The organism is Pseudomonas solani (genome assembly GCF_026072635.1).
GTDB classification, from domain to species: Bacteria; Pseudomonadota; Gammaproteobacteria; order Pseudomonadales; family Pseudomonadaceae; genus Metapseudomonas; species Metapseudomonas solani.
Window position 1 is genome coordinate 855,051 of sequence record NZ_AP023081.1, and the last position, 15,476, is coordinate 870,526.

Sequence of the window (15,476 nt, forward strand, 5' to 3'; positions counted from 1 at the left end):
ATCAGACCTTGAAGCGGCTGACGCCGGCCCGCAGACCCTGGGCGACATGGTTGAGCTCATCGATCGCGGAGCTGGCCTGGCGCAACGATTCCACCGTCTGCCCGGTGGCTTCGCCCAGTTGCACCAGGGCCTGGTTGATCTGCTCGGCACCGGTGGACTGCGCCTGCATGCCTTCGTTGACCATCTGCACGCGGGGCGCCAGGGCCTGCACCTGCTGGATGATCTGCGACAGCTGCTCGCCGACCTGGCCGACTTCGGACATGCCGCGACGCACCTCCTCGGAAAACTTGTCCATGCCCATGACACCGGCGGACACCGCGGACTGGATCTCGCGCACCATCTGCTCGATGTCATAGGTGGCCACGGCCGTCTGGTCCGCCAGGCGGCGCACTTCGGTGGCGACCACGGCGAACCCGCGGCCGTACTCGCCGGCCTTCTCCGCCTCGATGGCGGCATTGAGGGACAGCAGGTTGGTCTGGTCGGCGACCTTGACGATGGTGGTGACCACCTGGTTGATGTTGCCGGCCTTCTCGTTGAGGATCGCCAGCTTGGCGTTGACCAGGTCGGCGGCGCCCATCACCTGGCGCATGGTGTCTTCCATGCGCGCCAGGCCCAACTGGCCGGAGCCGGCCAGGGTGGAAGTCTGCTCGGCGGCGCCGGAAACCTCGGTCATGGTGCGCACCAGGTCCCGCGAGGTGGCGGCGATTTCCCGCGAGGTGGCGCCGATCTCGGTGGTGGTGGCCGCGGTTTCGGTGGCGGTGGCCTGCTGCTGGCGGGTGGTGGCGGCGATCTCGGTGACCGAGGTGGTGACCTGCACCGAGGAGCGTTGGGCCTGGGACACCAGGGTCTTCAGCTCATCGGCCATGCTGTTGAAGCCGGTTTCGATGGAATCGAACTCGTCCTTGCGCCCCAGGTGCAGGCGCGCGGTGAGATCGCCCGAGGCAAGCGCCTGGAGGTTCTGCACCACGCGCTGTACCGGCTCGGTGATGGCCCGCACCAACAGCGCGCCACAGACGAAGGCGGCAGCGATGGCCAGGAACACCGAGACGATCATGCTCAGCTCGGCATTACGCGCGGCGTCGACAATGTCGCCGGTCGCCCCCTCGGCGGTCTTGCGGTTGTAGCTGATGAGTTCGGTCAGGCCATTGCGTCCTTCGTTCCACAGCTTGGTGAGGTCACCGGTGAGCAGCGAGCGGGCTTCGCCCAGTCGCTTCTGCTGGTGCAACTCGATGACCGTGGAAAGGATCGCGTCATAGCGCTTGCGGCTCTGGTTGAAATTTTCCAGGAGCGCCAGGTCGTTATCGTCGCGGACGGTCTTGCGGTAGTCGGCCAGCACACCATTGAGCCGTTCGTCGAGCAGGCGCAGGTTGTCCAGGTCGACCTTCTCCAGCGGCTGGTCCGAGGCGCCTAAACGCTCCAGGGTCTGGATGAACACATCGGTCCAGGCACTGCGTACCTGGGTGATGAGGAACATGCCGGGCATGGCGTCCTCCGCCAGGCGCTCCGCCCCCTTCTGCACCGTGAACAAGCGCACATAGGAGGTGACGGCCATCAGCAGCATGATCGCGATGATGATGGCGAAACTCGCCTGGATGCGCAGTCGTACCGACCAGTTCTTCACGTAGACCCCCGTTTGCCAAACCCTGTCATTTACCGCGCCGAATGTCGCACGCGTCACAAAGCGGCGACTCTAGAGACTCGCCCCACCCCCTTGCAAGGCAAAGCGCAACGGGGCGCCAGCTCTTTGGCGGGCCCGCCTGGAAGTCTGGCAGAAACGAGAAATCGTGCCGGGCGTGTTGGGGGAATGGGCGGTGCCACAGCCGAGCAAGGCCATCGCCATTCGGCGAGCACCGCGAAGCCCATCATGGGTGTCAGGGCCCGGCTCCGCCTGGAGGAGGTCAAGGGCGACCTCCACCCTACGCAGCGGTCATGCCCACACGCCGGGCGCTGCAGGGGCGACTTCAGTCGCCCAACGGCGCACAGCGGCGCCCTGCAGGAGCCAGTTCATTCGCGATCGGACGTGCAGGCACCTCTGCAGGGACCTAGCTGACCTGCAATTCCTGGCGCACCTGCCCTTCCAGCTCGGTCTTGAGCGCGGGGTCGAGCTTGAGCTGGCGGGCCAGCTCGTCCAGGTAGGCGCGCTCCATGAAGTGCTCCTCATCCACCATCAGCACGCTGGCGAGGTACATCTCGGCGGCCATCTCCGGGGTGCGCGCGGCGCGGGCGACGTCGGCCGGGTCCAGCGGCTTGTTCAGTTCCAGCTCCAGCCAGGACTGCAGCTCGGCGTCCTGGGTCAGCTTGCCCAGCTCGCCTTCGATCAACTGGCGCTCGCGGGCGTCGACATGGCCGTCCGCCTTGGCCGCCGCCACCAGCGCCTTGAGGATGGCCTGGCTGTGCTGCTCGGCCTGGGGCGCGGGCAGGCGGTCGAGGGTCTGCGGCTCGCCCTGGGGCGCCCCGGCCTGCTTGGCCTGCCAGTTGCCATAGGCCTTGTAGGCCAGCACGCCGAGCGCGGCCAGGCCGCCATAGGTCAGCGCCTTGCCGCCCAGCTTGCGGGCGCTCTTGTTGCCCAGCAGCAGGCCCAGCGCGCCAGCCGCCAGGGCACCACCACCGGCGCCGCCGAGCAGGCTGCCGAGGTTGCCGCCCAAGCCACCGGAGCCAGCGGAACCGCCACCGGAGAAACCGCCGGACTTGCCGCCGGCTTTCTGCTGCAGCAGGTCCTGGCCGGATTTGAGCAGTTGATCGAGCAATCCACGGGTGTTCATCACAACCTCCTTATTGGTAGGTAAGTCGAGCAATGGACTGCACTCTAGCCGCCGAGTTTCCAAGCCCGTGAGCGCCGGATTGCTTCGGGATATTGCCGCTGCGCCAGAAGCCTTGCGCAGCCGCGAGGGCGAGTCCGTAGGGTGGGCTTCAGCCCACGCGGTGTCTTGCTGGTGGGCTGGAGCGGAGCGCCGCCCGGCCCACCCTACAAAGCCGCCAGCCAGGCATACCAAGCATTCGATAAAAAAGAATCACCCGCTCGATTTTCGATAAACCATACTGTCCCGCAGCATTTCCACCTGCGGAATACCGCCCCATGATGACCCTGCGCCAGATCCGCCACTTCATCGCCGTCGCCGAGACGGGCTCCATCTCCGCCGCCGCCCAGGCGGTGTTCATCTCCCAGTCCACCCTGACCCTGGCCATCCAGCAGCTGGAGGAGGAGATCGGCGTCAGCCTGTTCAACCGCCACGCCAAGGGCATGTCCCTGACCCACCAGGGCCACCAGTTCCTGCGCCAGGCGCACCTGATCCTGGCTACGGTGGACAACGCCAAGCGCAGCCTGCAGCAGAGCACCGACCAGGTGGCCGGCAGCCTCACCATCGGCGTGACCAGCCTGGTGGCCGGCTACTACCTGGCCGACCTGATCACCCGCTTCCAGCGCGCCTACCCCAACGTGAAGACCCGCGTGGTGGAGGACGAACGCCCCTACATCGAGCACTTGCTGGTCAGCGGCGAGATCGATGTCGGCGTGCTGATCCTCTCCAACCTGGAAGACCGCCACGCCCTGCAGACCGAGGTGCTCACCCACTCGCCCCACCGCCTCTGGCTGCCGGCCCAGCACCCACTGCTGGAGCACGACAGCATCAGCCTGGCGGACGTCGCCGGCGAGCCGCTGATCCAGCTCAACGCCGACGAGATGGGCCTGCACACCCAGCGCATCTGGTCCCGCGCCGGGCTCACGCCCCAGGTGACCCTGCGCACTGCCTCGGTGGAAGCGGTGCGCAGCCTGGTGGCGGCGGGGCTCGGCCTGTCCATCCAGCCGGACATGACCTACCGCCCCTGGTCCCTGGAGGGCGACATCATCGAAGCGCGCCCGCTGGTGGACCTGGGCGAGCCGCTGGACGTGGGCCTGGCCTGGCGTCGCGGCACCGCGCGACCGGCGCTGGTGGACCCCTTCCTCACCCTGGCCCGCGAACAGCCGAACGCCCGCAAGCCTTCGATTTAATCGAACGCTGCTTTCAATATTTAGAATTTGTCGACCTCAAGCCCGCCCACTAGGCTCTGTGCCCTATAAACAGAGTCATGCCGGGCGCCGCCAGGAGCACTGGAATGACTGAAGAACAAAAACCCAGGAAGAAAAGAGCCCCGAAGATGGCCGGCACTGCGAGCACGCCCACCCTGCATTCCCATTTGCTGATCGACGGCCAGTTGGCCATCGGTGAAGGCCTGGCCGAGCCCATCCTCAACCCCGCCACCGGGGAAACCCTGATCACCATCGCCGAAGCCTCCATCGAGCAGGTGGAAGCCGCCGTCTTCGCCGCGCACAAGGCCTTCGCCGGCTGGTCCCGCACCACGCCCGCGCAGCGCGCCGCCGCCCTGCTGGCCATCGCCGACGCGGTGGAGGCCAATGCCGAGCACCTGGCCCGCCTGGAATCGTTGAACTGCGGCAAGCCGCTGCACCTGGCGCGCCAGGACGACATTCCCGCCACCGCCGACGTGTTCCGCTTCTTCGCCGGCGCCGTGCGCTGCCAGCAAGGCCAGCTCGCCGGCGAGTACGTGCCTGGCCACACCAGCATGGTGCGCCGCGACCCGGTGGGCGTGGTCGCCTCCATCGCGCCCTGGAACTACCCCCTGATGATGGCCGCCTGGAAGATCGCCCCGGCGCTGGCGGCCGGCAACACCCTGGTGTTCAAGCCCTCCGAACACACCCCGCTGTCGATCCTGGCCCTGGCCCCCGCCCTGGCGGAAATCCTCCCGGCCGGGGTGATCAACATCGTCTCCGGCGGCGGCGAAGGCGTCGGCAGCCACCTGGTCAGCCACCCCAAGGTGCGCATGGTGTCGCTCACCGGCGATATCGTCACCGGGCAGAAGATCCTCCAGACCGCCGCCCGCACCCTCAAGCGCACCCACCTGGAGCTGGGCGGCAAGGCACCGGTGATCGTCTGCAACGACGCCGACCTCGAGGCCGTGGTCCAGGGCGTGCGCGCCTACGGCTACTACAACGCCGGGCAGGACTGCACCGCCGCCTGCCGCATCTATGCCCAGGCCGGCATCCATGACCGCCTCGTCAGTGAACTGGGCGACGCTGTTTCCAGCCTGCGCTTCGCTCGCAAGCGCGACCAGGACAACGAGATCGGCCCGCTGATCAGCTCGCGCCAGCGCGACCGCGTGGCCAGCTTCGTCGAGCGCGCCCTCGGCCAGCCGCACATCGAGCGCGTCACCGGTGCCGCCGTGCATTCCGGCGCCGGCTTCTACTACCAGCCCACCCTGCTGGCCGGCTGCAAGCAGGGCGATGAGATCGTCCAGCGCGAAGTGTTCGGCCCGGTGGTGACCGTGACCCGCTTCGACCAGCTCGACCAGGCGCTGGACTGGGCCAACGACTCCGAGTACGGCCTGGCCTCCTCGGTGTGGACGCAGAACCTCGACAAGGCCTTCCAGCTGGCCAACCGCCTGCAGTACGGCTGCACCTGGATCAACACCCATTTCACCCTGGCCAGCGAGATGCCCCACGGCGGGCTGAAGCGCTCCGGCTATGGCAAGGACCTGTCCAGCGACTCGTTGCAGGACTACAGCGTGGTGCGCCACATCATGGCGCGCCACGGCCAGGACTTCTAAAACAACAAAGGCCGGAAGGCCCGCGAAACGACGTTCAACTGCCCCGACCAATAACTAGTCAACAAGAGGGAACATCAATGTCCGCGCGCAAAACCGCTCTGCTCAGTGCGCTCTCCACCGCCCTGCTGGCCAGCGCCAGCCTGCAGGCCGCCGAGCCCCTGAAACAAGTCGGCACTGGCGAAGGCCAGCTCGACATCATCGCCTGGCCCGGCTACATCGAACGCGGCCAGACCGACAAGAACTACGACTGGGTCAGCCAGTTCGAGCAGGACAGCGGCTGCAAGGTCAACGTCAAGACCGCCGCCACCTCCGACGAGATGGTCAGCCTCATGGCCAAGGGCGGCTACGACCTGGTCACCGCCTCCGGCGACGCCTCGCTGCGCCTGATCTACGGCAAGCGCGTGCAGCCGATCAACACCGCGCTGATCCCCAACTGGAAGAACCTCGACGAGCGCCTGAAGGACGCACCCTGGTACACGGTGGACGGCCAGCACTACGGCTCGCCCTACCAGTGGGGCCCGAACGTGCTGATGTACAACACCAACACCTTCAAGGAAGCGCCCACCAGTTGGGCGACCATCTTCGAAGCCCAGGACCTGCCCGACGGCAAGGCCAACAAAGGCCGCGTGCAGGCCTACGACGGCCCGATCTACATCGCCGACGCCGCCCTCTACCTGAAGGCCACCCAGCCGACCCTGGGCATCCAGGACCCCTACGAGCTGAACGAAGAGCAGTACAGCGCCGTGCTCGACCTGCTGCGCAAGCAGCACGCACTGATCCACCGCTACTGGCACGACACCACGGTGCAGATGAGCGACTTCAAGAACGAAGGCGTGGTCGCCTCCAGCGCCTGGCCGTACCAGGTCAACGCCCTGCAGCTGGAGAAGCAGCCGATCGCCTCCGTGGTACCCAAGGAAGGCGCCACCGGCTGGGCCGACACCACCATGCTGCACGCCGAGGCCAAGCACCCGAACTGCGCCTACAAGTGGATGAACTGGTCCCTGGAACCTAAGGTTCAGGGTGACGTCGCCGCCTGGTTCGGCTCCCTCCCCGCTGTCCCCGCCGGCTGCAAGGCCAGCGAGCTGCTCGGTGCCGAAGGCTGCGCCACCAACGGCTTCGACCAGTTCGACAAGATCGCCTTCTGGAAGACTCCGCAGGCACAGGGCGGGAAGTTCGTGCCCTATAGCCGCTGGACCCAGGACTACATCGCCATCATGGGCGGCCGCTGAGCCGGCTGCGCGACCCGAGGGCGTCGTTGCGTCCTCGCTCGACGCTCGCCTACCAGCAGGTATGTCTCGCGTCTCGCTGCGGGGCGCCTCGCCCTCGGGCCGCTCGCTCGGCTCAGTCCAGTACCTGAGCACCCTCCCCTCTCCCTGCGGGAGACGGGAGGCCGGTTCCAAGGCAGTACCTGAAGATTTCCCCTCGCCTGCGGGCGGGGGACCGTTTCGCCACACCTGCACCCTTTCGTTTTACCGGAGCACCGCACCATGACGCTTGCAGTCCAGTTCACCCAGGTTTCCCGTCTCTTCGGCGAGGTGAAGGCCGTCGACCGGGTATCCATCGATATCCAGGACGGCGAGTTCTTTTCCATGCTCGGCCCATCCGGTTCCGGCAAGACCACCTGCCTGCGCCTGATCGCCGGCTTCGAGCAGCCCAGCTCGGGTTCCATCCGCATCCATGGCGAGGAGGCCGCCGGCCTGCCGCCCTACCAGCGCGACGTCAATACCGTGTTCCAGGACTACGCGCTGTTCCCCCACATGAACGTGCGCGACAACGTCGCCTATGGCCTGAAGGTCAAGGGCGTGGGCAAGTCCGAGCGCCTGAACCGCGCCGAAGAGGCCCTGGGCATGGTGGCCCTGGCCGGCTACGGCGACCGCAAGCCGGCGCAGCTTTCCGGTGGCCAGCGCCAGCGCGTGGCCCTGGCCCGTGCCCTGGTCAACCGCCCCCGCGTGCTGCTGCTGGACGAGCCCCTCGGCGCGCTGGACCTGAAGCTGCGCGAGCAGATGCAGAGCGAGCTGAAGAAGCTACAGCGCCAGCTGGGCATCACCTTCATCTTCGTCACCCACGACCAGAGCGAAGCGCTGTCGATGTCCGACCGCGTGGCGGTGTTCAACAAGGGCCGCATCGAGCAGGTGGACACCCCGCGCAACCTCTACATGCAGCCGGCCACGCCCTTCGTCGCCGAGTTCGTCGGCACCTCCAACGTGCTGCGCGGCGCCGTGGCGAAGGAGCTGACCGGCAACGAACAGCCCTTCTCCATCCGCCCCGAGCACATCCGCTTCGCCACGGCCGAGGCGGCCCTGGCCGGCGAGGTGCAGATCAGTGGCCTGCTCCACGACATCCAGTACCAGGGCGCCGCCACCCGCTACGAGCTGCGCCTGGATAACGGCCAGAACCTGTGCATCAGCCAGGCCAACAACCAGTGGCAGGCCGCCGCGCCGTCGTTCCAGCCCGGCGAACGCATCACCGTGCGCTGGGCCCGCGAGGCCATGGTGCAGCTGAGCGAGGGCGTGTGACATGAGCGCGACCCTGACCGCCCAGGCACAGGCCGCCCCCAACGGGGCCATGCGGCGCCTGTCCAACCTGCTCTACCGCCGGCCGACGCTGTACCTGTCGATGCTGCTGATCCCGCCGCTGCTGTGGTTCGGTGCCATCTACCTGGGCTCGTTGCTGAGCCTCTTGTGGCAGGGCTTCTACACCTTCGATGACTTCACCATGGCGGTGTCCACGGACCTGACCCTGGCGAATTTCTCGGCGCTGTTCCAGGCCGCCAACTTCGACATCATCCAGCGCACCCTGACCATGGCCGTGGCGGTGTCGATCGGTGCCGGCCTGCTGGCCTTCCCCATCGCCTACTACATGGCGCGCTACACCACGGGCAAGACCAAGGCGTTCTTCTACATCGCGGTGATGATGCCCATGTGGGCCAGCTACATCGTCAAGGCCTATGCCTGGACCCTGCTGCTGGCCAAGGGCGGCGTGGCCCAGTGGTTCGTCCAGCAGTTCGGCCTGGAGCCGGTGCTGCAGTTCATCCTCGGCATCCCCGGCGTCGGCGGCAGCACCCTGTCCACCTCGCACCTGGGGCGCTTCCTGGTGTTCGTCTACATCTGGCTGCCGTTCATGATCCTGCCGATCCAGGCGTCCCTGGAGCGCCTGCCGCCGAACCTGCTGCAGGCCTCCGCCGACCTCGGCGCCAAGCCCCGCCAGACCTTCACCCAGGTGGTGCTGCCGCTGTCGATCCCGGGCATCGCCGCCGGCTCGATCTTCACCTTCAGCCTGACCCTCGGCGACTTCATCGTGCCGCAGCTGGTGGGCCCGCCCGGCTACTTCATCGGCAGCATGGTCTACGCCCAGCAGGGCGCCATCGGCAACATGCCCATGGCCGCCGCCTTCACCCTGGTGCCGATCGTGCTGATCGCCGTCTACCTCTCCATCGTCAAACGTCTGGGGGCATTCGATGCACTCTGAGAAAGCATCCTGGGGCCTGAAAGCGGCCGCCTGGGGCGGGCTGGTGTTCCTGCACTTCCCGATCCTGATCATCTTCCTCTACGCCTTCAACACCGAGGACGCGGCCTTCAGCTTCCCGCCCAAGGGCTTCACCCTGCACTGGTTCAGCGTGGCCTTCGCCCGCGAGGACGTGCTGGAGTCGATCAAGCTGTCGCTGCAGGTCGCCTGCGTCGCCACGCTGATCGCCATGGTGCTCGGCACCCTGGCCTCGGCGGCGCTGTACCGGCGCAGCTTCTTCGGCAAGGAAAGCATCTCGCTGATGCTGATCCTGCCCATCGCCCTGCCCGGCATCATCACCGGCATCGCGCTGCTCTCGGCGTTCAAGAGCCTGGGCCTGGAACCAGGGCTGCTGACCATCATCATCGGCCACGCGACCTTCTGCGTGGTGATCGTCCACAACAACGTGATCGCGCGTTTCCGACGCATCTCCCACAGCCTCATCGAAGCCTCGATGGACCTGGGCGCCGACGGCTGGCAGACCTTCCGCTACATCATCCTGCCGAACCTCGGTTCGGCCCTGCTGGCAGGCGGCATGCTGGCCTTCGCCCTGTCCTTCGACGAGATCATCGTCACCACCTTCACCGCCGGCCACGAACGCACCCTGCCGCTGTGGCTGCTCAACCAGCTCAGCCGCCCGCGCGACGTGCCGGTGACCAACGTCGTCGCCATGCTGGTGATGCTGGTGACCATGCTGCCGATCCTCGGCGCCTACTACCTGACCAAGGGTGGCGAAGGCGTCGCCGGCAGCGGCAAATGACAACTGCCCCCGCCCGGGTGGCGGGGGCTCCAACCCGGATCAGCGAACCCCGACTGGAGGATTCACCATGCAGACCAAACTCTTGATCAACGGCCAACTGGTCGCCGGCGAAGGCGCCGCGCAAGCCGTGCTCAACCCCGCCCGTGGCACCACCCTGGTGGACATCCCCGAAGCCAGCGAGGCCCAGGTCGACGCCGCCGTGCGCGCCGCCGACGCCGCCTTCGACGCCTGGTCGCAGACCTCGCCCAAGGACCGCTCCGCCCTGCTGCTCAAGCTCGCCGACCGCATCGACGCCGACGCCGAGGAACTGGCGCGCCTGGAGTCGGACAACTGCGGCAAGCCCTACGCCGCCGCGCTGAACGACGAGCTGCCCGCCGTCGCCGACGTGTTCCGCTTCTTCGCCGGTGCCAGCCGCTGCATGAGCGGTTCCGCCGCCGGTGAATACCTGCCCGGCCACACCTCGATGATCCGCCGCGACCCGGTGGGCGTGGTCGCTTCCATCGCCCCCTGGAACTACCCGCTGATGATGGCCGCGTGGAAGCTCGGCCCGGCCCTGGCCGCCGGCAACACCGTGGTGCTCAAGCCCTCCGAGCAGACCCCGCTGACCGCCCTGAAGCTGGCCGAGTACCTGGCCGAGATCTTCCCCGCCGGCGTGGTCAACATCGTCTTCGGCCGTGGCCCCAGCGTCGGCGAACCGCTGACCACCCACCCCAAGGTGCGCATGGTCTCGCTCACCGGCTCGGTGGCCACCGGCTCGCGCATCATCGCCGGCACCGCCGACACCGTTAAGCGCATGCACATGGAACTGGGCGGCAAGGCCCCGGTGATCATCTTCGACGACGCCGACATCGACGCCGCCGTGGAAGGCATCCGCACCTTCGGCTTCTACAACGCCGGCCAGGATTGCACCGCCGCCTGCCGCATCTACGCGCAGAAGGGCATCTACGAGACGTTCGTCGAGAAGCTCGGCGCCGCCGTCTCCACCATCAAATACGGCCTGCAGGACGACGCCGACACCGAGCTCGGCCCGCTGATCACCGAACAGCACCGCGAGCGCGTGGCCGGCTTCGTCGAGCGCGCCGCCGCCCAGCCGCACATCCGCATCGTCACCGGCGGCAAGAAGGTCGAAGGCCCCGGCTTCTTCTTCGAGCCGACCGTGATCGCCGACGCCCAGCAGGACGACGAGATCGTCCGCCGCGAGGTCTTCGGCCCGGTGGTCTCGGTCACCGCCTTCGACGACGAGGCGCAGGTGCTGGCCTGGGCCAACGACTCCGACTACGGCCTGGCCTCCTCGCTCTGGACCGCCGACGTCGGCCGCGCCCACCGCCTCTCCGCACGCCTGCAGTACGGCTGCACCTGGGTCAACACCCACTTCATGCTGGTCAGCGAAATGCCCCACGGCGGCGTGAAGCTGTCGGGCTACGGGAAGGACATGTCGATGTACGGACTGGAGGATTACACCGCCATCCGCCACGTCATGTTCAAACATTGACCCTGAGCTGTTGCGCTAGGCCAGGCGTTGTTGGAAGCCGGCTCGAAATGCTCATGTACAAACGTACATTCCGCTTTCTCGCCGTCTTCCGCCTAGCCTGGCCGTCGCTCACGACGCCCAGCCGCTCAGCGTTCCGCACGCTTTTCGTGGGAGCGAATTCATTCGCGATCCGGCCCGCAGGGCCGGCAGGTAATCGGCTGCCCGCTGCGCGGCTTTCGCGAATGAATTCGCTCCCACAGGTTCCTGCTCACCACCGGCTCTGCTTCACAACCGCTGCACCCAAACCCCAGGAGAACCGAAATGCGAACCACCCTGCGTAGTTTCAGCTTCATCCTGCTGTGCGCCGCCACCGGCCTGGCCCAGGCCGCCGGCGATGCCAAGTCCGTAGTCGAGGGCTACATGGCTGCCTGGAATGCCCACGATGCCGACAAGGCCGCCACCTTCCTCGCCGAGGATGCGGAGTACTTCGACGCCACCGTCGGCACGCCACAGAAGGGCAAGGCCGCTGCCCGCGACAACGTCATCAAGGTGTTCATCGGCGCGGTGCCGGACCTGAAGTGGAGGATGACCAGCGAGCCCATAGTCGGGCCCGACGGCATCGCCTTCCAGTGGGAGTTCAGCGGCACCAACAGCGGTGCCTGGGGCGCGGAGACCCCGGCAACGAACAAGCCCCTGAAGTTCGAAGGGGTGAGTTTCGTCCGCATCAAGGACGGCAAGATCGCCTACCAGGGCGACTACTACGACGCCCTGGGCTTCAATAAACAACTGGGCTGGTAAGCCCGACGTGGCGCCCGGCACGACCCGGGCGCCATGCATAAAAAACGACAACGCCTTGCAGGTACACCATGACCATCACCCGCCGCGACTTCCTCAACGGCGCTGCCCTCGCCATCGGCGCCGGACTCACCCCGCTGCAGCTGCTCCAGGCCGCCCCCTCCGGCCGCTACTACCCGCCCGCCCTCACCGGCCTGCGCGGTAGCCACCCCGGCGCCTTCGAGGTGGCGCACCAGATGGGCTGGGAGAAGAAGGTGTTCGACACCGACGGCCTGAAGATCGAAGAGGAGTACGACCTGGTGGTGGTCGGTGGCGGCCTCAGCGGCCTCGCCGCAGCCTGGTTCTACCGCCAGAAGAACCCGCAGGCGCGGGTGCTCATCGTCGAGAACCACGACGACTTCGGTGGCCACGCCAAGCGCAACGAATTCCAGGCCGGTGGGCGGATGATCCTCGGCTACGGCGGCAGCGAGGCCTTCCAGTCGCCCAAGAGCCTCTACAGCAAGGAGGTCAACGGCCTGCTCAAGCAGCTGGGCGTGGACATCGACCGTTTCGAGACCGCCTTCGACCGCGACTTCTACCCGGGCCTGGGCCTGTCCCGCGGGGTGTTCTTCGACAAGGCCGGCTTCGGCCAGGACAAGCTGGTGACCGGTGACCCGACGCCCATGGTGGCCGACGACATCGCCCCGGAAAAACTCAACGCCCGCAGCTGGCGTGCGTTCATCAATGACTTCCCGCTGCCCGAGGCCGACCGCCAGGCGTTGATCGACCTGCACGAGGCGCCCCGCGACTACCTCGCCGGCAAGAGCCGCGAGGAGAAGGAAGCGCACCTGGCCAAGACCAGCTACCAGGATTTCCTGCGCAAGGACGTGGGCCTGAGCGAAGCGGCCACCCGCTACTTCCTCGCCCGCACTAACGACTTCTCGGCCCTGAGCATCGACGCCGTGGCCGCCGCCGACGCTTATTCGGTGGGCTTCCCCGGCTTCGCCGCCATGGACCTCTCCCCCGTCAGCGAAGAAGCCAAGGCGGAGATGGAAGAGCCGTACATCTACCACTTCCCCGATGGCAACGCCTCGCTGGCACGCCTGCTGGTGCGCGGCCTGATTCCGGCCGTGGCCTCGGGCAAGGGCATGGACGACATCGTCCTCGCCGACTTCGACTACGCCAAGCTCGACGAAGCCAGGAGCCCGGTGCGCCTGCGCCTGAACAGCACCGTGGTCAGCGTGCGCAACCGCGATGGCGGCGTGGACGTCGGCTACAGCCGTGGCGGCCAACTGCACCGCGTGCGCGGCAAGCACACGGTGCTGGCCTGCTACAACATGATCATCCCCTACATCCTGCGCGACCTCTCGGCCGAGCAGGCCCACGCCCTGGCACAGAACGTGAAGTTCCCGCTGGTGTACACCAAGGTGGTGATCCGCAACTGGCAGAGCTTCCGCAAGCTCGGCGTGCACGAGATCTACGCGCCGAACCAGCCCTACAGCCGGGTCAAGCTCGACTACCCGGTGGACATCGGCGGCTACCGCCACCCGCGCGACCCGAACCAGCCCATCGGCCTGCACATGGTCCACGTGCCCACCAGCCCGAACATGGGCATGGACGCCCGCACCCAGGCGCGGGTCGGCCGCACCAAGCTCTACGCCATGAGCTTCGAGCAGATGGAAAAGGCCATCCGCGACCAGCTCCAGGCCATGCTCGGCCCGGTCGGTTTCGACCACCAGAAGGACATCCTCGGCATCACCGTGAACCGCTGGTCCCACGGCTACGCCTACTTCGCCAACAGCCTGTTCGACGATGAGGACGAGAGCGAGAAGCTGATGAACCTGGCCCGCACCAAGGTCGGCAACGTCACCATCGCCAACTCCGACGCCGCCTGGAGCGCCTACGCCCACGCGGCCATCGACGAAGCCTGGAGGGCGGTGGGCGAGCTGGGTTGATCGTCAACCGATGAAGAGGACGGGCTCCCAGGTGGAGCCCGTTTTTTTATGGGGGCTGCGGTATTTCAGGCATAACGCGGTGCCAGGTTCGACCTCGCCCGGTGGAGGTAAACAGCGACCTCCACCCTACACAACGGTCAGCCCCTCCGGTGGGGATGCATCTGTAGGGGCGACTTCAGTCGCCAAGCGGCGCGCAGCGTCGCCGCTCTTCCTGTGGGAGCGAATTCATTCGCGATCGGACTTCACCCCGCCTCCGCCACCACCGCCGGCACCAGTTCCAAACCACCGCTATAGGACAACAACGTCCCCAACCCCGGCAGGGAGAAGCCGACGAAGAAGTGGTAACGCCCGTCTTCGATGCGCTTGTAGGCAGTGGTACGCGGCAACAGGAACAGCGGCACACGGAGGCCACGCACCCAGGCCGCAATCGGCACCCAGCGCCAGCCGCCGTCGTGGCTGTCTACCTTCAGGGCCAGGCGCAAGGCACCGGTGCTTTCCTCCCAGTGCCCATCCGGCCAGTGCCCCACGGGGCGGAACAGGGAAACCAGGGTGGCGGATTCGGCGAAGCGCCGATTCCAGTGCAGGCCCGCCTCGTCGCTGTGGATATCCACCCGCAAGGGCACCCGTCGCGCCCCCAGGGGCAGCCCCAGCTTCGCCGCCAGCCGGCGACCCAGCCAACCGGCAAGACCGCTGCCGGTCGCCAGCTCCACCTCGCCCTGGAGCACCCCGCCCTGGCGGTGCAGCTGCTGCAACAAGGGGTGCAGCCCGGCGAAGCCCGCGCCGAACCAGCGCTCGACCAGCTCCGCGCTCATCGCACAGCCAACTGGCGGCGCACGGCCTCGTCGTTCAGCTCATCGCCGATATGCACCCGCACCCGGCGGCTGCCGATGCCGGCGCCGAGCTCATGGAAGATGCGCTCCTCCACCTGGGACAAGCCACCTTCGATCATCTCCATGGGGTGCACGAGGATGGTCGGCGCCATGGACATCCACTGGCCACGCAGCATCAGCTTGATGGCCTGGCGCAGCGCGACACGGGCATCGTTGAACTGCCCCACCAGCAAGCGCTCGGTGCTGAAAGTGGCATGCACGTCCTGCTCACGCTGGGCCACGAGCTCGCGGATCAGCATGCGGTTGCGATAGACCCGGACGTACAACATCGGCTTGAGAAGATCGAACACCATTACTCCTTGGAACGCTGTGAAAACCACGCCAACCCGGCGCCCGGCAACGCTATGCCGCCGCCAGGCCGCTTGTCCAGAGGCCTACAGGTGTTCGTCCGTGGGAGTGGGAGATGGTTCCCATGCCGGGAAGCGCTGGGCTGAAGCGCAGCGAGGCCCAACACAGCGAGGGGCCATGGTGAAACCGCTCCGTAAAGCGTTTCGCGAATGAATTCGCTCCCACCGTGAGAGGCG

Annotated in this window: 13 protein-coding genes; 9 read left to right on the top strand and 4 right to left on the bottom strand. The window is 67.0% G+C overall.

Annotated elements, in window-relative coordinates; genetic code table 11:
* Position 1 precedes the first annotated feature (1 nt).
* Both PSm6_RS04060 and PSm6_RS04065 read right to left on the bottom strand, forming a co-directional pair.
* Complete coding sequence (locus tag PSm6_RS04060; protein WP_265169612.1) at positions 2–1,621, bottom strand: methyl-accepting chemotaxis protein; 1,620 nt, start codon at positions 1,619–1,621, stop codon at positions 2–4.
* Positions 1,622–2,042: 421 nt separating this feature from the next.
* Positions 2,043–2,762, bottom strand: a complete 720-nt coding sequence (locus PSm6_RS04065) for a tellurite resistance TerB family protein (protein ID WP_021217176.1) — start codon at positions 2,760–2,762, stop codon at positions 2,043–2,045.
* A 314-nt stretch (positions 2,763–3,076) separates the two neighbouring features.
* Here PSm6_RS04065 and PSm6_RS04070 point away from each other — a divergent pair, with 314 nt between their 5' ends.
* From PSm6_RS04070 to PSm6_RS04110, 9 genes are all read left to right on the top strand, one after another.
* Positions 3,077–3,988 (top strand): LysR family transcriptional regulator, encoded by a 912-nt coding sequence (locus PSm6_RS04070; RefSeq protein ID WP_021217177.1) that lies wholly within the window; start codon positions 3,077–3,079, stop codon positions 3,986–3,988.
* 104 nt (positions 3,989–4,092) lie between these two features.
* Positions 4,093–5,598 carry a gamma-aminobutyraldehyde dehydrogenase gene (locus PSm6_RS04075; protein WP_081672052.1) on the top strand — a complete coding sequence of 502 codons (1,506 nt, stop codon included), beginning with the start codon at positions 4,093–4,095 and terminating at the stop codon, positions 5,596–5,598.
* A 77-nt stretch (positions 5,599–5,675) separates the two neighbouring features.
* On the top strand, positions 5,676–6,827 hold the full coding sequence (gene ydcS / locus PSm6_RS04080) for a putative ABC transporter substrate-binding protein YdcS (RefSeq protein ID WP_265169614.1): 1,152 nt from the start codon (positions 5,676–5,678) through the stop codon (positions 6,825–6,827).
* Positions 6,828–7,085: 258 nt separating this feature from the next.
* Entirely contained in the window at positions 7,086–8,114 is a 1,029-nt protein-coding gene (locus tag PSm6_RS04085; protein WP_021217180.1) for an ABC transporter ATP-binding protein, read from the top strand.
* Position 8,115: 1 nt separating this feature from the next.
* Positions 8,116–9,066, top strand: coding sequence for an ABC transporter permease (locus tag PSm6_RS04090; protein WP_184487571.1), 951 nt, complete (start codon positions 8,116–8,118; stop codon positions 9,064–9,066).
* Positions 9,056–9,862: an ABC transporter permease gene (locus PSm6_RS04095; protein ID WP_021217182.1), complete on the top strand. Its 807-nt coding sequence runs from the start codon at positions 9,056–9,058 to the stop codon at positions 9,860–9,862. Before PSm6_RS04090 ends, PSm6_RS04095 begins: the two co-directional genes overlap by 11 nt.
* A 67-nt stretch (positions 9,863–9,929) precedes the next feature.
* Positions 9,930–11,354, top strand: a complete 1,425-nt coding sequence (locus PSm6_RS04100; protein ID WP_265169616.1) for a gamma-aminobutyraldehyde dehydrogenase — start codon at positions 9,930–9,932, stop codon at positions 11,352–11,354.
* 300 nt (positions 11,355–11,654) lie between these two features.
* Positions 11,655–12,131, top strand: coding sequence for an ester cyclase (locus PSm6_RS04105; RefSeq protein WP_043240261.1), 477 nt, complete (start codon positions 11,655–11,657; stop codon positions 12,129–12,131).
* 68 nt (positions 12,132–12,199) lie between these two features.
* Positions 12,200–14,062, top strand: coding sequence for an NAD(P)-binding protein (locus PSm6_RS04110; protein ID WP_265169618.1), 1,863 nt, complete (start codon positions 12,200–12,202; stop codon positions 14,060–14,062).
* A 242-nt stretch (positions 14,063–14,304) separates the two neighbouring features.
* Here PSm6_RS04110 and PSm6_RS04115 read toward each other — a convergent pair whose 3' ends face one another.
* Together PSm6_RS04115 and PSm6_RS04120 are read right to left on the bottom strand one after the other, a co-directional pair.
* Positions 14,305–14,874, bottom strand: a complete 570-nt coding sequence (locus PSm6_RS04115; RefSeq protein WP_265169620.1) for a DUF4166 domain-containing protein — start codon at positions 14,872–14,874, stop codon at positions 14,305–14,307.
* Complete coding sequence (locus PSm6_RS04120) at positions 14,871–15,242, bottom strand: hypothetical protein (RefSeq protein ID WP_265169622.1); 372 nt, start codon at positions 15,240–15,242, stop codon at positions 14,871–14,873. The genes PSm6_RS04115 and PSm6_RS04120 overlap by 4 nt, the downstream gene beginning before the upstream one ends.
* Between the last annotated feature and the right edge of the window lie 234 nt (positions 15,243–15,476).